The organism is Streptomyces sp. NPDC037083, assembly GCF_055606485.1.
On record NZ_JBVJSQ010000011.1, the window covers coordinates 274,729 to 293,688 of the forward strand.

At 72.7% G+C, this 18,960-nt stretch carries 15 protein-coding genes; 9 read left to right on the forward strand and 6 right to left on the reverse strand.

The window, feature by feature from the left end; genetic code table 11:
- Nucleotides 1-5 precede the first annotated feature (5 nt).
- Nucleotides 6-188, reverse strand: coding sequence for a hypothetical protein (locus ACZ7DE_RS28140; RefSeq protein WP_470765909.1), 183 nt, complete (start codon nt 186-188; stop codon nt 6-8).
- 243 nt (nt 189-431) lie between these two features.
- Between ACZ7DE_RS28140 and ACZ7DE_RS28145 the strand changes: the two genes are divergently transcribed.
- From ACZ7DE_RS28145 to ACZ7DE_RS28155, 3 genes are all read left to right on the forward strand, one after another.
- Nucleotides 432-1,355, forward strand: a complete 924-nt coding sequence (locus ACZ7DE_RS28145) for an LLM class F420-dependent oxidoreductase (protein WP_470765911.1) — start codon at nt 432-434, stop codon at nt 1,353-1,355.
- 341 nt (nt 1,356-1,696) lie between these two features.
- A complete protein-coding gene (locus ACZ7DE_RS28150) occupies nt 1,697-3,193 on the forward strand; it encodes a 3' terminal RNA ribose 2'-O-methyltransferase Hen1 (protein WP_470765913.1) in 1,497 nt (498 codons plus the stop codon).
- Nucleotides 3,190-5,772 (forward strand): polynucleotide kinase-phosphatase, encoded by a 2,583-nt coding sequence (locus ACZ7DE_RS28155; protein WP_470765915.1) that lies wholly within the window; start codon nt 3,190-3,192, stop codon nt 5,770-5,772. Before ACZ7DE_RS28150 ends, ACZ7DE_RS28155 begins: the two co-directional genes overlap by 4 nt.
- Before the next feature lie 62 nt (nt 5,773-5,834).
- Here ACZ7DE_RS28155 and ACZ7DE_RS28160 read toward each other — a convergent pair whose 3' ends face one another.
- The gene (locus ACZ7DE_RS28160) at nt 5,835-6,749 is read right to left on the reverse strand and encodes an NAD(+)/NADH kinase (protein ID WP_470765917.1); all 915 of its coding nucleotides are present in this window, start codon (nt 6,747-6,749) and stop codon (nt 5,835-5,837) included.
- Nucleotides 6,746-7,915, reverse strand: coding sequence for an SPFH domain-containing protein (locus ACZ7DE_RS28165; RefSeq protein ID WP_470765919.1), 1,170 nt, complete (start codon nt 7,913-7,915; stop codon nt 6,746-6,748). The genes ACZ7DE_RS28160 and ACZ7DE_RS28165 overlap by 4 nt, the downstream gene beginning before the upstream one ends.
- 161 nt (nt 7,916-8,076) lie before the next feature.
- Here ACZ7DE_RS28165 and ACZ7DE_RS28170 point away from each other — a divergent pair, with 161 nt between their 5' ends.
- Together ACZ7DE_RS28170 and argF are read left to right on the forward strand one after the other, a co-directional pair.
- Entirely contained in the window at nt 8,077-9,300 is a 1,224-nt protein-coding gene (locus tag ACZ7DE_RS28170; RefSeq protein ID WP_470765921.1) for an arginine deiminase, read from the forward strand.
- A 107-nt stretch (nt 9,301-9,407) separates the two neighbouring features.
- Nucleotides 9,408-10,415 carry an ornithine carbamoyltransferase gene (argF, locus tag ACZ7DE_RS28175; RefSeq protein WP_470765922.1) on the forward strand — a complete coding sequence of 336 codons (1,008 nt, stop codon included), beginning with the start codon at nt 9,408-9,410 and terminating at the stop codon, nt 10,413-10,415.
- Nucleotides 10,416-10,525: 110 nt separating this feature from the next.
- On the opposite strand, the gene ACZ7DE_RS28180 is transcribed toward argF, so the two are convergent.
- Complete coding sequence (locus ACZ7DE_RS28180; protein ID WP_470765924.1) at nt 10,526-11,011, reverse strand: ATP-binding protein; 486 nt, start codon at nt 11,009-11,011, stop codon at nt 10,526-10,528.
- A gap of 291 nt (nt 11,012-11,302) precedes the next feature.
- Here ACZ7DE_RS28180 and ACZ7DE_RS28185 point away from each other — a divergent pair, with 291 nt between their 5' ends.
- On the forward strand, nt 11,303-12,130 hold the full coding sequence (locus tag ACZ7DE_RS28185) for an enoyl-CoA hydratase family protein (protein WP_470765926.1): 828 nt from the start codon (nt 11,303-11,305) through the stop codon (nt 12,128-12,130).
- Nucleotides 12,115-14,520, forward strand: coding sequence for a bifunctional salicylyl-CoA 5-hydroxylase/oxidoreductase (locus ACZ7DE_RS28190; protein ID WP_470765927.1), 2,406 nt, complete (start codon nt 12,115-12,117; stop codon nt 14,518-14,520). The genes ACZ7DE_RS28185 and ACZ7DE_RS28190 overlap by 16 nt, the downstream gene beginning before the upstream one ends.
- Before the next feature lie 73 nt (nt 14,521-14,593).
- Here ACZ7DE_RS28190 and ACZ7DE_RS28195 read toward each other — a convergent pair whose 3' ends face one another.
- Nucleotides 14,594-15,406, reverse strand: a complete 813-nt coding sequence (locus tag ACZ7DE_RS28195) for a PaaX family transcriptional regulator (protein ID WP_470765929.1) — start codon at nt 15,404-15,406, stop codon at nt 14,594-14,596.
- 15 nt (nt 15,407-15,421) lie between these two features.
- The gene (locus tag ACZ7DE_RS28200) at nt 15,422-17,026 is read right to left on the reverse strand and encodes an AMP-binding protein (protein ID WP_470765930.1); all 1,605 of its coding nucleotides are present in this window, start codon (nt 17,024-17,026) and stop codon (nt 15,422-15,424) included.
- A 215-nt stretch (nt 17,027-17,241) separates the two neighbouring features.
- Between ACZ7DE_RS28200 and ACZ7DE_RS28205 the strand changes: the two genes are divergently transcribed.
- Entirely contained in the window at nt 17,242-18,504 is a 1,263-nt protein-coding gene (locus tag ACZ7DE_RS28205; RefSeq protein WP_470765932.1) for an acyl-CoA dehydrogenase family protein, read from the forward strand.
- Nucleotides 18,501-18,938, forward strand: coding sequence for a RidA family protein (locus ACZ7DE_RS28210; RefSeq protein WP_470765934.1), 438 nt, complete (start codon nt 18,501-18,503; stop codon nt 18,936-18,938). The genes ACZ7DE_RS28205 and ACZ7DE_RS28210 overlap by 4 nt, the downstream gene beginning before the upstream one ends.
- Nucleotides 18,939-18,960: the final 22 nt, after the last annotated feature.

Below are 18,960 nucleotides of genomic sequence, written 5' to 3' on the forward strand. Positions count from 1 at the left end.
TGTGCTCAGCCCGCGGCGCCCTCTCCGGTCGCGGGCGTCCGTCGGGAGGTCCCGGTCGACCGGAGGTCGGCGTCCAGCGCCGAGAGGTCCGCGTTCAGCGCCGCCATCAACTCCTCCATCTGCTGCAGCAACCCCTTCGGCGGGGCCGCGGCGGCTCCGCCCTGCTGTGGCACGGTCTCTTCGGACATGACGGCCTCCTCGGCCCCGGCCCCCGCGAAGAGGGCCGCTGCGGGTGACGTCCCGGCGCTGACCTGCCGGGCGCGGGCGCCGGGCGGTCCGGCTCCACCCCGGCCAACGATCACCACGGGAGCCGGTCACCGGCCCGGGCAACCCCCCATGCACGGCACGGACGTTTTTTCACCCGACCGGGGACGGACGGGGACCGGGGGACCGGTGGGGTTGACGGGACGGCCGGCGTGCAGGATGGAGGTATGGATCTTCGTATCTTCACCGAGCCCCAGCAGGGCGCGACCTACGACACCCTCCTCACCGTGGCGAAGGCCACCGAGGACCTCGGGTTCGGCGCCTTCTTCCGGTCCGACCACTACCTGAAGATGGGCGACGTGAGCGGCCTTCCGGGCCCCACGGACGCCTGGATCACCCTTGCCGGCCTGGCCCGCGAGACCAAGCGCATACGCCTCGGCACGCTGATGACCGCCGGCACCTTCCGGCTGCCCGGCGTCCTCGCGATCCAGGTCGCGCAGGTGGACCAGATGTCCGGCGGACGCGTCGAACTGGGCCTGGGCGCGGGCTGGTTCGAGGAGGAGCACACCGCGTACGGCATCCCCTTCCCGAAGGAGAAGATCGGCCGGCTGGAGGAGCAGCTGGAGATCGTCACCGGGCTGTGGGCCACGGAGCCCGGCAAGACCTTCGACTTCCACGGGTCGTACTACGAGCTCACCGACTCGCCCGCGCTGCCCAAGCCCGCGCAGACGAAGATCCCCGTGCTGATCGGCGGCACGGGCGCGACCCGCACGCCGCGGCTGGCCGCCCGGTTCGCGGACGAGTTCAACATGCCGTTCGGCTCGCCCGAGGACAGCGAGCGCCAGTTCGGCCGGGTGCGGGACGCGGCGGCGGAGATCGGCCGCGAGGCCGACGCGATCACCTTCTCCAACGTCCTCGTGGTCTGCGTCGGCAAGGACGACCGGGAGCTCGCCCGGCGCGCGGCCGCGATCGGCCGCGAGGTCGACGAGCTGAAGACCAACGGACTGGCCGGCTCCCCGGCCGAGGTCGTCGACAAGATCGGCCGCTACGCCGAGACCGGCTCCCGGCGGATGTACCTCCAGGTTCTCGACCTGCACGACCTGGACCACCTGGAGCTCATCTCCGCCGAGGTGCAGGCACAGCTGTCCTGAGCGCGAAGGCGGCGGGGGCGGGGCGCGCCGAGCGGCGGCGATCCCCTGTGACACGGCTGAGACCGGAGGGATGGCTTCCCCGGAACGCGGCGGAACGGCAGGGGACACGCGGCACCGGATCCCCCCCCGAGAGGGCACACCCGCAGCGGCTGCTCAGGGTCCTCGCCCGTCGGCCGGAGCGACCCGACCGGCCCGCCGCCCGCGCATCTGACCAGCGCGGACGCGCGTCACCGGCCCGGAAAATCCCGGGTGCCGTCGAACTGTTCTCGGTAGGTTGGAGGAGCGCGCGGGCGCTCCGTCGGCGCTCCCGCTCCCATCCCACCTCTTCCAAGGCAACCACCGTGTTCCTGACCATCGGCACCACAGGCACCCCAGAACGCCCCGCCACCGACCTCGGCTTCCTGCTGCACAAGCACCCCGAGAAATCGCAGGCGTTCTCCACCTCCTACGGCAAGGCCCACGTCCTGTATCCCGAGGCGGACGCCGAGCGCTGCACGGCGGCGCTGCTGTTGGAGGTGGACGCCGTGGCGCTGGTCCGGCGCGGCAAGGGCAAGGGCCGTGGCGGCGCACCCGACGCGGCCCTCGCCCAGTACGTCAACGACCGCCCGTACGCGGCCTCCTCGCTCCTCGCGGTCGCGCTGGGCAACGTGTTCTCCAGCGCGATGCGCGGTGTGTGCGCGGCGAAACCCGAACTCCCCGCTCAGGCACGGCCGTTGCGCGTCGAGGTGCCCGCGCTGCCGGCCCGCGGCGGCCCCGGTCTGGTACGCGCCCTCTTCGAGCCGCTCGGCTGGCGGGTGAGCGCCGAACCGGTGGCCCTCGACGCGCGGTTCCCGGAGTGGGGCGCGTCGCGCTATGTGAGCCTGGTGCTGGAATCGGAGACGCTCACCGTCGCCGAGACCCTGCGTCACCTGTACGTCCTGCTGCCCGTCCTCGACGACGCCAAGCACTACTGGGTGTCCCCCGACGAGGTCGACAAGCTGCTGCGCGCGGGTGAGGGCTGGCTGCCCGCCCACCCCGAGCAGAAACTGATCACGAGCCGGTTCCTGTCCCGCCGCTGGTCGCTGACCCGGCAGGCGATGGAGCGGCTGGAGCTCCTCCGGCTCGCCGAGGCCGACGACAGCGAGGTCGAGGAGATCGACAACGCCGTCGCGACGGAGGCCGAGACGGAGGAGAAGCCGACCCCCCTCGCCGTGCTGCGCCGCGACGCCATCCTCGCCGCGCTGACGCGGGCCGGCGCCGCCCGGGTCCTCGACCTCGGCTGCGGCCAGGGCCAGTTGGTGCAGGCGCTGCTGAAGAACCCGAGCTTCACCGAGGTGGTCGGCGTCGACGTGTCGATGCGCGCCCTCACCATCGCCTCGCGCCGTCTGAAGCTGGACCGCATGGGGGAGCGGCAGGCCTCGCGCGTGCGGCTCGTGCAGGGCTCGCTGGCGTACACCGACACCCGGCTCAAGGGCTATGACGCCGCCGTGCTGAGCGAGGTGATCGAGCACCTAGACCTGCCCAGACTGCCCGCCCTGGAGTACGCGGTGTTCGGCTCGGCCCGCCCGCGCACGGTCCTGGTGACGACTCCGAACGTCGAGTACAACGTCCGCTGGGAGAGCCTCCCGGCCGGCCACGTCCGGCACGGCGACCACCGCTTCGAGTGGACCCGGCAGGAGTTCCGCGCCTGGGCGGCCGCGGTCGCCGAACGGCACGGCTACGAGGTCGGGTTCGTGCCCGTGGGCCCGGACGACCCGGAGGTCGGCCCGCCCACCCAGATGGCCGTCTTCGAACTGAGCACGGCCGGCGTGAGGAACGAGAGCGAGAACGGGAACGAGAAGGAGGCGAAGGCGGCATGACCGAGACCCAGGAGTCCACGAAGCAGGGGCGTGCGCTGCCCGTCACCGACCTGTCCCTCGTCGTCCTCGTCGGCGCGTCCGGCTCCGGCAAGTCCACCTTCGCCCGACGCCACTTCAAGCCCACCGAGGTCATCTCCTCCGACTTCTGCCGAGGGCTGGTCTCCGACGACGAGAACGACCAGAGCGCGACCCGGGACGCCTTCGACGTCCTGCACTACATCGCCGGCAAGCGGCTCGCGGCCGGCCGCCGCACGGTGGTCGACGCGACCAGCGTGCAGCAGGACGCCCGCCGTCAGCTGATCGACCTGGCGAAGCAGTACGACGTGCTGCCCATCGCCATCGTGCTGGACGTGCCGGAGGAGGTGTGCGCCGAGCGCAACGCGGCCCGCAGCGACCGCGCCGACATGCCCCGCCGCGTCATCCAGCGCCACACCCGCGAACTGCGCCGCTCCCTGCGCCACCTGGAGCGCGAGGGCTTCCGCAAGGTGCACGTCCTGCGGGGCGTCGAGGAGGTCGAGAACGCCTCGGTCGTCACCGAGAAGCGCTTCAACGACCTGACCCACCTCACCGGCCCGTTCGACATCATCGGCGACATCCACGGCTGCTCGTCCGAACTCGAGTCCCTGCTGGAAAAGTTGGGCTACGAGGACGGCGTCCACCGGGAGGGCCGCCAGGCCGTCTTCGTCGGCGACCTGGTCGACCGGGGCCCGGACAGCCCGGCCGTGCTGCGCCGCGTGATGTCGATGGTGGCGTCGGGCAACGCCCTGTGCGTCCCCGGCAACCACGAGAACAAGTACGGCCGTTACCTCAAGGGCCGCAACGTCCAGCACACCCACGGACTCGCCGAGACCATCGAGCAGATGGAGGGGGAGAGCGACGAGTTCCGCGCCGAGGTGCGGACGTTCATCGACTCACTGGTCAGCCACTACGTCCTCGACGGCGGCAGGCTGGTGGTGTGCCACGCCGGCCTGCCGGAGAAGTACCACGGCCGCACCTCCGGACGCGTCCGCTCGCACGCGCTCTACGGCGACACCACCGGCGAGACCGACGAGTTCGGCCTGCCGGTGCGCTACCCGTGGGCGGAGGACTACCGCGGCCGCGCGGCGGTCGTCTACGGCCACACCCCCGTGCCCGAGGCGACCTGGCTGAACAACACCATCTGCCTGGACACCGGCGCCGTGTTCGGCGGCAGGCTCACCGCGCTGCGCTGGCCGGAGCGCGAGCTGGTCGACGTCCCCGCCGAGCAGGTCTGGTACGAGCCGGCCAAGCCGCTGAAGTCGCGGGCGCCGGGCGGACGCGACGGTCGTCCGCTCGACCTCGCCGACGTCCACGGCCGACGCGTCGTGGAAACCCGCTACGAAGGCCACAGCCGTATCTCGATCCGCGAGGAGAACGCGGCCGCGGCCCTCGAGGTGATGAGCCGCTTCGCGATAGACCCGCGACTGCTGCCGTACCTCCCGCCGACGATGGCCCCCACGGCGACCAGCCGGGTGGACGGCTACCTGGAGCACCCGGCGGAGGCGTTCGCGCAGTACGCGCGGGACGGCGTCGCCCGGGTCGTGTGCGAGGAGAAGCACATGGGCTCGCGGGCGGTGGTCCTGGTGTGCCGGGACGCGGAAGCGGCACGCAGGCGATTCGGCGTGGACGGCCCCACCGGCTCCCTCTACACCCGCACGGGCCGCCCGTTCTTCGACGACGAGGCGGTGACGGAGGAGATCCTCGGGCGCGTGCGCGCGGCGGTGGACGAGGCGGGCCTCTGGACGGACCTGGCCGCACCCGGCAGCGCCTCCGGCACGGTGGACTGGCTGCTGCTGGACGCCGAGCTGCTGCCGTGGTCGCTGAAGGCGTCGGGCCTCCTGCGCTCCCAGTACGCGGCCGTGGGCGCCGCGGCCGGCGCCGCATTCCCGGGCGCCCTGTCCGCCTTGGAGGGCGCGGCGGCAAGGGGAGTCGACGTCGCGGACCTCTTGGCCCGTCAGCGTGAACGCGCCTCCGACGCGGCCGCGTTCACGCAGGCCTACCGCCGCTACTGCTGGCCGACGGACGGTCTGGAGGGCGTTCGGCTGGCGCCGTTCCAGATCCTCGCCGTCCAGGGCCGCAGCCTCGCGGCGCTGCCCCACGACGAGCAACTGGCACTGCTGGACCGCCTGGTGGAGCACGACAGCACCGGCCTGCTCCAGACCACCCGGCGCCTGTACGTCGACACGGCCGACCCCGAGTCGGTCCGGGCGGGCGTCGACTGGTGGCTGGAGATGACGGGCCGGGGCGGCGAGGGCATGGTCGTCAAGCCGCTGGGCGCGGTGGTCCGCGACGGGGAGGGGCGCATGGTCCAGCCCGGCGTCAAGTGCCGGGGCCGCGAGTACCTGCGGATCATCTACGGCCCGGAGTACACCCGCCCCGACAACCTCGCCCGGCTGCGCGGCCGTTTCCTCAACCACAAACGGTCGCTGGCGATCCGCGAGTACACCCTGGGTCTGGAGGCCCTGGACCGCCTCGCCGAGGGCGAGCCCCTGTGGCGGGTCCACGAGGTGGTGTTCGGAGTGCTGGCGCTGGAGTCGGAGCCGGTGGACCCCCGGTTGTGAGCCCTCGGGGCCTGCCGCCCCCCCCGGCACGGTCCGCGCCGCCCGCGCGGACCGTGCGCCGCTCACCCCACCAGCCGCAGACGCTGCTCGCAGACCCCCACCCGGACGCGCTGGCCCCAGGTCAGTTCCACCGCGTCGGTCTCGATCCCGTCGCCGAAGGCGATGAGGCGCTCCGACTCGACGGTGAGGGTCAGGCGTCCGCCGGCCGCGAGCTCGCCCGCCACCAGCGAGGTGCCGGTGGTGGGGGAGGGCCACGCCTCCCGTACGAACCACACCAGCCGTTCCTCCGTCGGGCCCGGCAGCCGCAGGTCACCGTCCGTCCTGCCGCCGCCCCGCTCCTGCCACACCGACCGGATCCAGCCGGTCGCCCCCGTGCCGGTGCCCACCAGCACCCCGGACGAGGCCTGGGCCTCGACGACACCCCCGTCGTCGTCGAGGCCCAGGCGGTACCGGGCGGTCTGGTGGCCGGCGGCGCCCAGGTAGATCTCGTTGAGCGCCAGCAGCCGCTGGGTGTCGTCGGCGACGGCCTCGACCATGGTCAGTTCCGTCGCGCCGGTGCCGGCCGCGAGGGCGGAGGGCAGGAGGGTGCGCGCGTCGGCAGGCCGGTGGCGCACCAGGACGCCCGGATTGCGTCCCGGGTCGGTGTCGACGCCCACCACCGGCTGACCGGCCAGGTACTTGGCGACGTTCGCCACCAGACCGTCCTGGCCGACGACGACCACCACGTCCTCGGGGGCGAACAGGAACCGGTCCAAGTCGGCGCGCTCCACCCGAGTCTGACGCCAGGTCAGTGGAATCGCGGCGGTCACCTCGGCCAGGGCGCGCCGCGTGCGCCGGTGCCGCTCGGCGATCTCCTCGATGTCCCGGCCCCGCGAGGACAGGAAGAAGGCGGCCTGGCCGTGCGTGCCGTGCCGGGCCACCAACTCCTCGTACTCCGTGGTGCGATGGACCAGCACGGCCCGCGGGGCGAGACTCATCCCCGATCCCCGGCGCCGAGCCTCGACAGCAGACCGGTCAGGACGTCGGGCGAGATCGTCACGCTGTCGATCTGCGGAAGGTTCTCCGCGAGCCGTGTCCCGGTGAGGGCGTGCAGGGTCGCCACGTCGACGTCCCCGTGCACCCGCAGCCAGGCCGCCTGGGCCTGGGCCCGCGCATCGCCGACCTCGCGCGCCGCCTGCGCTTCGGCGCGGGCGAGCTGCACCGAACGGGCCGCTTCCGCCTCCGCGAGCCGCACCGTGCGCGCCGCCTCCGCCTCGGTCAGCCGCTCCGTGCGCTGGGCCTCCGCCTCCGCCAGCCGCACCTGCTTCGCGGCCTCGGCCTCGGCGAGCTTCACCGACCGGGCGGCCTCCGCCTCCGCGAGCCGCACCGAGCGCTGGGCCTCCGCCTCGGCGCGCACCTTGTCGGCGGACGCGTTCTCCTCCGCCTCGCGGCGGGTGTTGGTGCCCCGCTGCTCGACCAACTGCTCCTCACGGCGGGCCAGTTCGATCTTGCTGGCCAGTTCGTTCTCGGCGATCGTCCGCTCCCGCTCGACGGCCACCGCCCGCCGCTCGTAGGTCGCCCGGTCGGCCTCCTGCTGGATCTGCTCGCGCGCCGGGGTGCGCAGCGCCCGTTCCACCTCCGGTTCCGGGCGTAGCGCGACGACCCGGACGGCCACGATCTCGATGCCCGTGGACGGCAGCCGCGGCTCGGCCGCCAGCCCCGCCGCGACCCGCTCCCGCACCGCCGTCACACCGTCGACCAGTGCCGACGACAGCGGTGTGCGGGCGAGGACGTCCAGCGCGTGCTGCTGCGCCGTCTCCGTCAGCAGGGTGCCGAGCTGCTCCAGCGGGGCGCCGCGCCACACCCCGGTGTCCGGGTCGATGGAGAAGTCGAGGCGGGCGGCGGCCGCCGCCGGGTCGCTGATCCGGTACGTCACCGTGGCCTGCACGGTCACGTCCTGGAAGTCCACCGTGCGGGCGTGGAAGGTCATGGCCAGCTCGCGGTCGTCGACCGGCACTTCGGAGAGCGCGGCGCTCAGCGAGCGGAACCAGAAGCTGAGGCCCGGCCCGTCGTGCGCCAGCTTGCCGGAGCGGTGGTGGCGCACGTGCGCCGTCGGTGCGCCGCGCAGATGGCGCCAGCCCAGGCGCCGGGTGATGTCGGCCATGAGAGACCCCCCTCGTTCTGTTTTTCGTCACTACGACGATAAGAAAACGATAGCCACCCCTCCCTTTGTCGTCAAGGGGACGAGAAGGGGGAGCGGAACAAGCTCGTGCGGAAACGGTCCAGTAGGGGGTGAAGGCGGTCCGCGGTGGTCAGGATGGAGTCATGGGATTCCATGTCGACTCCGAGGCCGGGCGGCTGCGCCGCGTCATCCTGCACCGGCCCGATCTCGAGCTCAAAAGGCTCACCCCCAGCAACAAGGACGCCCTTCTCTTCGACGACGTGCTGTGGGTGCGCCGGGCGCGCGCCGAGCACGACGGGTTCGCCGACGTGCTCCGCGACCGCGGCGTCGCCGTCCACCTCTTCGGCGACCTGCTCACCGAGGCCCTGGAGACCCCGGCGGCGCGGGCGCTCGTCCTGGACCGCGTCTTCGACGAGAAGGAGTACGGGGTGCTCGCCACCGACCACCTCCGCGCCGCGTTCGAGACCCTCCCCGCCCCCGAGCTGGCCGAGGCCCTGGTCGGCGGCATGACCAAGCGGGAGTTCCTGGAGGCGCACACCGAGCCGACCTCCGTGCGCTTCCACGTCATGGAACTCGACGACTTCCTCCTCGACCCGCTCCCCAACCACCTCTTCACCCGGGACACCTCCGCCTGGATCTACGACGGCGTCGCCATCAACGCCATGCGCTGGCCGGCCCGGCAGCGCGAGACGGTCCACTTCGAGGCGATCTACCGCCACCACCCGCTCTTCCGCGGCGAAACGTTCCGCGTCTGGTCGGAGGGGCAGGCCGACTATCCGTCCACCATCGAGGGCGGTGACGTCCTCGTCATCGGGAACGGCGCCGTGCTGATCGGCATGAGCGAGCGCACCACCCCGCAGGCCGTCGAGATGCTCGCCCACAAGCTGTTCGCGGCGGGCTCGGCCGAGACCATCGTCGCCCTCGACATGCCGAAGCGGCGTGCCTTCATGCACCTGGACACCGTGATGACGATGGTCGACGCCGACGTCTTCACCCAGTACGCGGGCCTCGGCATGCTCCGCTCGTACACCATCGAGCCGGGCGTCGGGGAGAAGGAGCTGAAGGTCACCGACCATCCGCCGGAGCACATGCACCGCGCGATCGCCGCCGCACTCGGACTCAGCGAGATCCGCGTGCTCACCGCCACCCAGGACGTCCACGCGGCCGAACGCGAGCAGTGGGACGACGGCTGCAACGTGCTGGCCGTGGAGCCGGGTGTCGTCGTCGCCTACGAGCGCAACGTCACCACCAACACCCACCTGCGCAAACAGGGCATCGAAGTGATCGAGATCCCGGGCAGCGAGCTGGGCCGGGGGAGGGGCGGTCCGCGCTGCATGAGCTGCCCGGTCGAACGGAGTGCCGTATAGGCGTACGCGCGTCTGTATAAAAATGCTGAGCGTCGTATAGACTTCCGAGATCCTGCCCTGGCAGCAACCGTTCACCGCAGTTCTCACCGCATCTCTGGAGCGCCCCCATGGCGACAGCCCCGACCGCCCTCGCCGGCCGCCACTTCCTCAAGGAGCTGGACTTCACCGAGGAGGAGTTCCGCGGCCTGGTCGCGCTGGCCGCCGAGCTGAAGGCCGCCAAGAAGGCCGGGACCGAGGTCCAGCTCCTGCGCGGGAAGAACATTGCGCTGATCTTCGAGAAGACCTCGACGCGCACCCGCTGCGCGTTCGAGGTCGCCGCCGCCGACCAGGGCGCGTCGACCACCTACCTCGACCCGTCCGGCTCGCAGATCGGCCACAAGGAGTCGGTGAAGGACACCGCGCGCGTGCTGGGCCGGATGTACGACGGCATCGAGTACCGCGGCGACAGCCAGCACAAGGTCGAGGAGCTCGCCGCCCACGCGGGCGTCCCGGTCTACAACGGCCTCACCGACGACTGGCATCCCACCCAGATGCTCGCCGACGTGCTCACGATGACCGAGCACAGCGCCAAGCCCCTGAACGAGATCGCCTTCGCCTACCTCGGCGACGCCCGCTTCAACATGGGCAACTCCTACCTGATCACCGGCGCCCTGCTGGGCATGGACGTACGGATCGTCGCCCCCAAGGCCTACTGGCCCGCCCAGGAGGTCGTCGACCGCGCCCGCGAGCTCGCCGAGGCGGGCGGCGCCCGCGTCACCCTCACCGAGTCCCTGGCCGAGGGCGTGCTCGGCGCCGACTTCGTCGCCACCGACGTGTGGGTGTCCATGGGCGAGCCCAAGGACGTCTGGGACGAGCGGATCGCCGCCCTCGGCCCCTACGCGGTGACCATGGACGTCCTGCGCGCCACCGGCAACCCCGACGTCAAGTTCCTGCACTGCCTTCCGGCCTTCCACGACCTCGGCACCAAGGTCGGCCGCGAGATCCACGAGCGGCACGGCCTGGACTGTCTGGAGGTCACCGACGAGGTCTTCGAGTCGGCCCACTCCATCGTCTTCGACGAGGCGGAGAACCGGCTGCACACGATCAAGGCCGTGCTGGTCGCCACTCTCGCCTGAGAGCCCGGGCCGCTCCTGGGCGGCCGCCCTCCTGGCTCCGCCACTCCTGGGCCGGCCCCTCCCGGGCCGACCGGGCCGCGTCTCCCGGGCTCAGGCCGCCTCGGCCGGGCTCACGCCGGCCGGGGCCCGCGCTGCTGCGGGACCGCGGCCAGCCTGAACCACACCGCCTTGCCCTGCTCCGTGGGCCGGTGCCCGCAGGACGAGCTGAGGGCGCGGATCAGCAGCAGCCCGCGCCCGTGCTCCTGCCAGGGGTCGGGCTCCGCCCCGGACGGGCGGGTCAGGTCGCCGGGCGGCTCGGGGTCCGCGTCGTGCACCTCGACCTGGCAGCCGGTCGGCCGCAGCTCCACCACCAGCTCTATCGGGGCGTCCCCCGCGGTGTGCTCCACGGCGTTGGCCACCAGCTCCGCCGTGAGCAGCTCCGCCGTGTCAATGTCCGCCCCGTGCTTCAGCTCGGCCAACGCCGTACGGACCAGGGCACGGGCCACCGGCACGGCCGCGGCGGAGTGCGGCAGCGCGATCCGCCACGAGGCGGGGGTGTCGGCGGAGCGTTCGTGCAAGGCGAGTCCGTTCATGGCGCAGGTTCCCGTGATCGACATCAGACGGTCCTGCCTTCAATTTCAGGAATGGTACGGCGGCCTCCGGCAGAAGCGCTCGGCGGGCGTCGTACGGGGCCTCCGGCCCCGTTGCCGGTCGGCTTACCCGGGACAACGGGCCGCCTCGCGCACCTGATCCCGTTGTTACCGCCTTATCGACGACCGGTGACGTGTGTGACGGGGGCATGTCGTGCGGTGACACGGCGATTCTTCCCACCCGCTCTATCGCGTACTCATGACGACAGTCAGAAGAGAGTGATAACTTCGAGAGTGACCGTCGAGGAGGCCGCCCTCATGAGTCCCTTCACCGGCTCCGCCGCCCGCACCTCCGACTGGTGCCATCTGCACGTCGAGCTCGCCGACGGCATCGCCACCGTCACCCTGGCCCGCCCCGAGAAACTCAACGCGCTCACCTTCGGCGCCTACGCCGACCTGCGCGACCTGCTCGCCGAGCTGTCCCGGGAGCGCTCGGCGCGCGCCCTGGTGCTGGCCGGGGAGGGCCGCGGCTTCTGCTCCGGCGGAGACGTCGACGAGATCATCGCCGCCACCCTCGGCATGGACACCGCCCAGCTCCTCGACTTCAACCGGATGACCGGCCAGGTCGTCCGCGCACTGCGGGAGTGCCCCTTCCCGGTGATCGCGGCCGTGCACGGGGTCGCGGCGGGGGCCGGCGCGGTCCTCGCCCTGGCCGCGGACTTCCGGGTCGCCGACCCGAGCGCCCGCTTCGCGTTCCTCTTCACCCGCGTCGGCCTGTCCGGCGGCGACATGGGCGCCGCCTACCTGCTGCCCCGGGTCGTCGGCCTCGGGCACGCCACCCGGCTGCTCATGCTGGGCGAACCGGTCCGCGCCCCCGAGGCCGAGCGGATCGGCCTGATCAGCGAACTGACCGACGAGGGACGGGCCGACGAGGCCGCCCGGGCTCTGGCCCGCCGCCTGGCCGACGGCCCCGCCCTGGCACAAGCCCAGACGAAGGCCCTCCTCACCGCGGAACTGGACATGCCGCTGGCGGCCGCGGTGGAGCTGGACGCCGCCACCCAGGCGCTGCTGATGAACGGCGAGGACTACGCCGAGTTCCACGCGGCGTTCAAGGACAAGCGCCCTCCCGCATGGAGGGGACGGTGACAAGGGCAGCCGACACGGGGACGTCGTTCCCCGGGCCGCAGGGCGGCGCCGACGAGCGGCCCCGCCGCGGGGCGCGACCGGCCACGGCGCCCCCGCAGCCGCCCGCCTCGACGAACCGCCCCCTGCGCGTCGCGATCATCGGCGGCGGCCCCGGCGGACTGTACGCGGCGGCGCTGCTCAAACGCCTCGACCCGGCCCGCGACGTCACGCTCTGGGAACGCAACGCGCCCGACGACACCTTCGGCTTCGGAGTGGTCCTCTCCGACGAAACCCTCGGCGGCATCGAACACGCCGACCCGGTCGTCCACCGGACGCTCCAACAGGACTTCATCCGCTGGGACGAGATAGACATCGTCCACCGAGGCGCCCGCCACACCTCCACGGGACACGGCTTCGCCGCCCTCGGCAGAAGACGCCTCCTGGAGATCCTGCACGAACGCTGCCGCACCCTCGGCGTCGACCTGCGCTTTCGCACCGAGGCGCCCTGCCCCGCACGGCTGTCGGAGGAGTACGACCTCGTCATCGCGGCGGACGGCGTCCACAGCACCACGCGTGAGGCGTACGCCCACGTCTTCCGGCCCAGGGTGGCCCGCCACCGCTGCCGCTACATCTGGCTCGCCGCCGACTTCGCCTTCGACGCCTTCCGCTTCGAGATCGCCGAGACCGAGCACGGCGTGATGCAGTTGCACGGCTACCCCTACGCGCCCGACGCCTCGACCGTCATCGTGGAGATGCGGGAAGAGGTCTGGCGGGCGGCCGGTTTCGACGAACTCCCCGAGCGGGAGTCGATCGAGGCCTGCGCCAAGATCTTCGCGGACGCCCTCGGCGGACGCCCCCTCAGGTCCAACAAGTCCACCTGGACCACGTTCCGCACGGTCGTCAACGAACGCTGGTCGCATCGCAACGTCGTCCTGCTCGGCGACGCCGCCCACACCGCGCACTTCTCCATCGGCTCCGGCACCAAGCTCGCCGTCGAGGACGCGCTGGCGCTGGCGGCCTGCCTGGAGGAACACCCCGATCCGCACAGCGCGGCGACCGCCTACGAGCAGGAGCGCAGGCCCGTCGTCGCCTCCACCCAGCGGGCGGCCCGGGCCAGCCTGGAGTGGTTCGAGAACATCGGCCTCCATCTCGACCAGCCGCCCCGCAGGTTCGCCTTCAACCTGCTCACCCGCAGCCGCCGTGTCACGCACGACAACCTGCGCCTGCGCGACGCCCACTTCACCGACGCCGTGGAACGGGAGTTCGGCTGTCCGCCGGGCACACCGCCGATGTTCACCCCCTTCCGAATGCGCGGCCTGACCCTGCGCAATCGGGTGGTCGTCTCACCCATGGACATGTATTCGGCGGTGGACGGCGTCCCCGGCGACTTCCACCTCGTCCACCTGGGCGCCCGCGCGCTCGGCGGGGCGGGACTGGTGATGACCGAGATGGTGTGCGTGTCCCCGGAAGGCCGCATCACACCCGGCTGCACCGGCATCTACAGCGGCCGGCAGGCCGACGGCTGGCGCCGGATCACCGACTTCGTCCACGAACGGGCGCCGGGGACCGCGATCGGCGTCCAGCTCGGCCACTCCGGACGCAAGGGCTCCACGAAGCTGATGTGGCAGGGCATGGACGAACCGCTGCCCGACGGCAACTGGCCGCTCGTCGCCGCCTCCCCGCTGCCCTACAAGCCGGACAGCCAGACGCCCCGCGAGCTCACCCGGGCCCAACTGACCGATCTGCGCGAGCAGTTCACGGCGGCCGCCCGACGCGCCGCCCGGTCCGGCTTCGACCTGCTCGAACTGCACTGCGCGCACGGCTACCTGCTGTCCGGCTTCCTCTCCCCGCTGACCAACCGACGCACGGACGCCTACGGAGGCTCGGTCGCCGAGCGGCTGCGCTTCCCGCTGGAGGTCTTCGACGCGGTCCGCGAGGTGTGGCCGGAGGAACGGCCGACGACCGTCCGCATCTCAGCCACCGACTGGGCGCCGGGCGGGACTTCGGCCGACGACGCCGTCGAGATCGCCCGCGCCTTCGCCGCGCACGGCGTCGACGCGGTCGACGTGTCCAGCGGACAGGTGGTGGCCGACGAGCAGGTCGAGTTCGGACGCTCCTACCAGACGCCGTTCGCCGACCGCATCCGGCACGAGGCGGGCGTCCCGGTGATCGCGGTCGGCGCGATCTCCTCCTGGGACGACGTCAACTCCCTGATCCTGGCGGGCCGTACGGACCTCTGCGCACTCGGCCGACCCCACCTCTACGATCCCCACTGGACCCTGCACGCGGCCGCCGAACAGGGCTACGCCGGACCGGGCGCCGACTGGCCGGCCCCCTACCGGGCGGGCAGCCGCCCCCCACGCACCGGTCGTACGGACGCCCCCGGCCCCCGTCTGAAGCTCAGAGGCTGACGCCCCTCGCGGCGACGGCAGCCCGACCGGCACATGGACACCCGCCCGAGCGCGCGCCTGCGCCGGGCGGGGTTCACACCCCGGCGAACCGTGCTCCCGCGTCCCGCAGTCGCTCGTGCAGCTCCTGGAACACGGCGGCGGAACGGGTCCCCGGCCAGTCGTGCGGCAGCAGGCGGGCGGGCAGGCCGGGGTCGGCGTAGGGCAGATGGCGCCAGGAGTCCAGGGCGAGGAGGTAGTCGCGGTAGGCCGCCTCCGGCGGGGTGTCCGGCCGCTGCTGCCAGGCGTGCAGCACCGGCGCGTGGCGGTCGAGGAAGCTCTCGTGCTGCTTGGCGATCGCGGCCAGGTCCCACCAGCGGGCGACCGCCTCGACGGTCGGCGCGAACCCCAGGTGCTCGCCGCGAAACAGCTCGACGTACGGGTCCAGACGCAGCCGCTGGAGGCTGTGGCGGGTCTCGTCGTGCAGCCGCGCCGGGGCGATCCACACCCCGGGGGCGGCCGTTCCGAAGCCCAGCCCCGCCAGCCGTGACCGCAGCACGTGCCGCTTCTGCCGCTCCGACTCCGGCACTGAGAACACCGCCAGCACCCAGCCCTCGTCCGGGGGCGGCGCCGTGGAGTAGATGCGCCGGTCGCCGTCGTCGAGCAGCTGTCTTGCCTCGTCGGAGAGTTCATAACCGGCCGCGCCCCGTGCCGTGCGGGCCGGCAGCAGCAGGCCGCGCCGTTTCAGCCGGGACACCGACGAACGCACGGAGGGCGCGTCGACGCCGACCGCGGCGAGCAGCCGGATCAGCTCGGCGACGGGCACCGGGCCCGAGGCGAAGCGTCCGTACGCGCCGTAGAGCGTGACGATGAGAGACCGAGGTGCGGGCTGGTCGGACACGTTGATCATCTTAGGTCTTCGGCATCACTGCTGGTCACCATTGGTGCAACCGCTTGCGCGCAGCCGGAATCTCTGCAGCTTCCCGGTCGCGGTGCGTGGCAGCGCGTCCAGGAACACGAACTCGCGCGGACACTTGTACGGCGCCAGCTCCTCCCGGAGGAACGCGCGCAGCGCCTCCGCGTCGCGCCGGGCGCCCTCGCGCAGGACGGTGAACGCGACGACCACCTGGCCCCGGCGTTCGTCGGGCCGTCCCACGACCGCCGTCTCGACCACGTCCGGATGGCGCAGCAGCGCCTCCTCCACCTCGGGGCCCGCGATGTTGTACCCGGCCGAGACGATCATGTCGTCGGCGCGCGCGACGTACCGGAAATAGCCGTCCGCCTCGCGGACGTAGGTGTCCCCGGTGACGTTCCAGCCGTCGCGCACGTACTGCCCCTGTCGCGGGTCGGCGAGATAGCGGCAGCCGACCGGGCCGCGCACGGCGAGCAGTCCGGGCTCGCCGTCCGGCACGGGCACGCCGTCGGCGGTCTGCACGCGCGCGTGCCAGCCCGGCACCGGGACGCCGGTCGTGCCGGGCCGGACGCGCTCGTCGGCGGCGGAGATGAAGATGTGCAGCAACTCGGTGGCGCCGATGCCGTTGATGAGCCGCAGCCCGGTCCGCTCGTGCCAGGCCCGCCAGGTGGCCGCGGGCAGATTCTCACCTGCCGAGACACAGCGCCGCAGCGACGAGACGTCATGGCCGCCGAGGTCGTCGAGCATCGCGCGGTAGGCGGTGGGGGCCGTGAACAGCACGCTCACCCCGTGTGCGGCGATCGCGGGCAGCAGCTGCCGCGGCCCGGCCTGTTCGAGGAGCAGCGCGCTCGCCCCGGCCCGCATCGGGAAGACGACGAGCCCGCCCAGGCCGAAGGTGAAGCCCAGCGGGGGGCTGCCGGCGAAGACGTCGTCCGCAACCGGTTTCAGCACATGGCGCGAGAAGGTGTCGGCGATCGCCAGCACGTCCCGGTGGAAGTGCAGACAGCCCTTCGGGCGGCCGGTGGTGCCGGAGGTGAAGGCGATCAGCGCGACGTCGTCGGACGCGGTGTCGACGGCCCGGTACGGCTCTGCCGGCGCCGGCCGGTTCAGCAGGTCGTCGGGGGCGTCACCGCCGAACGTCGTGATCCGCAGCCCGCGGATCTCCGCCTTGGCGAGGTCGTCCACCGCCCTGACGTCGCACAACGCGTGCTCCACCCGTGCGATCTCGCACATGGTGCGCAGCTCGTTCGGCCGCTGCTGGGCCAGGACGGTGACCGCGATCGCGCCGGCCTTCAGCACCGCCAGCCAGCAGGCCGCGAGCCACGGCGTCGTGGGCCCGCGTAGCAGGACGCGGTTTCCGGGGACGACTCCGAGGTCGCCGCTCAGCAGATGCGCGATCCGGTCCACGCGGGCGCGCAGCTCCCCGTACGTCCACGAGCGTCCGGCGGGAACGTGGAACACGGGCCGGTCGGGGTCGGCGTGGGCGAGCAGCTCGACGGCGCAGTTCACCCGCTCGGGGTAGGCCAGCTCGGGCAGATCGAAGCGCAGCTCGGGCCATTGGGCGGGCGGCGGGAGGTGGTCGCGCGCGAAGGTGTCGACGTGGGCCGAGACGTTCATCAGCGATCGTCCCCCTTGCCTGGATGGACTTCCGGCTGGGCTGCCCGGGAGGGCTTCGTCGTGGGGTCGCGCAACGAGCGTATCGCCTTGGTGACGACAGTCAACGGTACGCGATACCGTCGAGGGAAGCCGTGACCGGCCGACCGGCGCCGGGGGAGCACGGCCGGGGCAGGAAGGGCACGGCAGCAGGACAGGCACGGCAGAGGGGACCGGCGATGCCCGCATTCTCGCTCGAACCGGAACAGACCGCCTGGTGCGCCGAGCTGCGCGTCCTGGCCGCCGACCGGCTGCGCCCCCTCGCCGAGAAGGGCGAGCCGGGCCGCGTCAACCGCCCGCTCGTCGCCGAACTCGGCCGACTCGGCCTGCTGTCCCGGCTGTTCACCTCCGGCGCCGTCGACCTCTGCCTGATGCGCGAGTCCCTCGCGTACGCCTGCACGGAGGCGGAGACCGCGCTCGCGCTGCAGGGGCTCGGCGCGCATCCCGTGCACGCCCACGGCACCCCCGCCCAACGGCGGCGCTGGCTGTCCCGCGTCGCCGACGGCAGCGCGGTGGCCGCGTTCGCCCTGAGCGAGCCGGGTGCGGGCTCGGACGCGGCGGCACTGTCACTGGCGGCCGAGCGGGACGGCACAGGCGGCACGGGGGGCCGCGGCGGTGCGGGCGGCTGGCGGCTCACCGGGGAGAAGTGCTGGATCTCCAACGCCCCCGAAGCCGACTTCTACACGGTCTTCGCCCGCACGACGCCCGGGGCCCGCGCGCGTGGCGTCACCGCCTTCCTCGTCCCCGCCGACCGGCCCGGCCTCACCGGCTCCGCCCTCGACATGCTTTCCCCCCACCCCATCGGCGCGCTCCGCTTCGACGCCGTCCCGGTCACCGTGGACGACGTCCTCGGCGAGGTGGACCGCGGCTTCCGGGTCGCCATGGGCACCCTCGACCTGTTCCGTCCCAGCGTCGGCGCCTTCGCCGTCGGCATGGCACAGGCCGCCCTCGACGCCTCCCTCTCCCACACCGCCCGACGCGACGCGTTCGGCGGCAAGCTGATGGACCTGCAGAGCGTCGCCCACCGAGTCGCCGAGATGGCCCTGCGCACGGAGGCCGCCCGGCTGATGGTGCACGCGGCGGCGACGGCGTACGACAACGGGGAACCGGACGTCCCCAAACGGGTCGCCATGGCCAAGCTGCTCGCCACCGAGACGGCGCAGTACGTCGTCGACGCGGCAGTCCAGCTCCACGGCGCGCGGGCGCTGCGCCGCGGCCATCTGCTCGAACACCTCTACCGCGAGGTGCGCGCACCCCGGATCTACGAGGGGGCCAGCGAGGTTCAACGCGGCATCATCGCACGGGAGTTGTACGCGGAGCAGGCCGAGCGGACCGAGCGCGCCGACCGATCCGGGCAGTCCAACCCGTTCAACTCATCCGCCCCATCCGACCGAACCGGCTCATCCGACCGAACCGACCGAACCGATCTGGAGGCCAGGTGACCGTCCAGCGGGTCAATCCGCCCGAACTCTCCCCGCCCACCGGCTTTTCCCACGCCGTCGTCGCCACCGGCGGCCGGATCGTCTTCCTGGCGGGGCAGACCGCGCTCGACGCCGAGGGGAAGATCGTCGGCGACGCGCTCCCCGAGCAGTTCGCCCGCGCCCTGGGGAATCTCCTCACGGCTCTGCGCGGCTGCGGCGGCACCGCGGCCGACCTGGCCCGGGTCACCGTCCACGCCACCGACGTCGCCGACTACCGTGCGCACGCGCCGCAACTCGGGCGGATCTGGCGGGACTTGGCGGGCCGGGACTACCCGGCCATGGCCGTCGTCGAAGTCGTCCGGCTCTGGGACGAACAGGCGCTCGTCGAGCTCGACGCGATCGCCGTACTCGACACGCCGCCGCCCCAGGGGCAGTCGCCGCACCCGTCGCGCTGACGCCCGCGAGCGAGCCGCCGTC

Bases quoted from the DNA above. Each gene is read 5' to 3' on its own strand.
- ACZ7DE_RS28140 (WP_470765909.1), bottom strand. From the start codon at position 188: ATGTCCGAAGAGACCGTGCCACAGCAGGGCGGAGCCGCCGCGGCCCCG.
- ACZ7DE_RS28145 (WP_470765911.1), top strand. From the start codon at position 432: ATGGATCTTCGTATCTTCACCGAGCCCCAGCAGGGCGCGACCTACGAC.
- ACZ7DE_RS28155 (WP_470765915.1), top strand. From the start codon at position 3,190: ATGACCGAGACCCAGGAGTCCACGAAGCAGGGGCGTGCGCTGCCCGTC.
- ACZ7DE_RS28160 (WP_470765917.1), bottom strand. From the start codon at position 6,749: ATGAGTCTCGCCCCGCGGGCCGTGCTGGTCCATCGCACCACGGAGTAC.
- ACZ7DE_RS28165 (WP_470765919.1), bottom strand. From the start codon at position 7,915: ATGGCCGACATCACCCGGCGCCTGGGCTGGCGCCATCTGCGCGGCGCA.
- ACZ7DE_RS28170 (WP_470765921.1), top strand. From the start codon at position 8,077: ATGGGATTCCATGTCGACTCCGAGGCCGGGCGGCTGCGCCGCGTCATC.
- argF (WP_470765922.1), top strand. From the start codon at position 9,408: ATGGCGACAGCCCCGACCGCCCTCGCCGGCCGCCACTTCCTCAAGGAG.
- ACZ7DE_RS28180 (WP_470765924.1), bottom strand. From the start codon at position 11,011: ATGTCGATCACGGGAACCTGCGCCATGAACGGACTCGCCTTGCACGAA.
- ACZ7DE_RS28185 (WP_470765926.1), top strand. From the start codon at position 11,303: ATGAGTCCCTTCACCGGCTCCGCCGCCCGCACCTCCGACTGGTGCCAT.
- ACZ7DE_RS28190 (WP_470765927.1), top strand. From the start codon at position 12,115: ATGGAGGGGACGGTGACAAGGGCAGCCGACACGGGGACGTCGTTCCCC.
- ACZ7DE_RS28195 (WP_470765929.1), bottom strand. From the start codon at position 15,406: ATGATCAACGTGTCCGACCAGCCCGCACCTCGGTCTCTCATCGTCACG.
- ACZ7DE_RS28200 (WP_470765930.1), bottom strand. From the start codon at position 17,026: ATGAACGTCTCGGCCCACGTCGACACCTTCGCGCGCGACCACCTCCCG.
- ACZ7DE_RS28205 (WP_470765932.1), top strand. From the start codon at position 17,242: ATGCCCGCATTCTCGCTCGAACCGGAACAGACCGCCTGGTGCGCCGAG.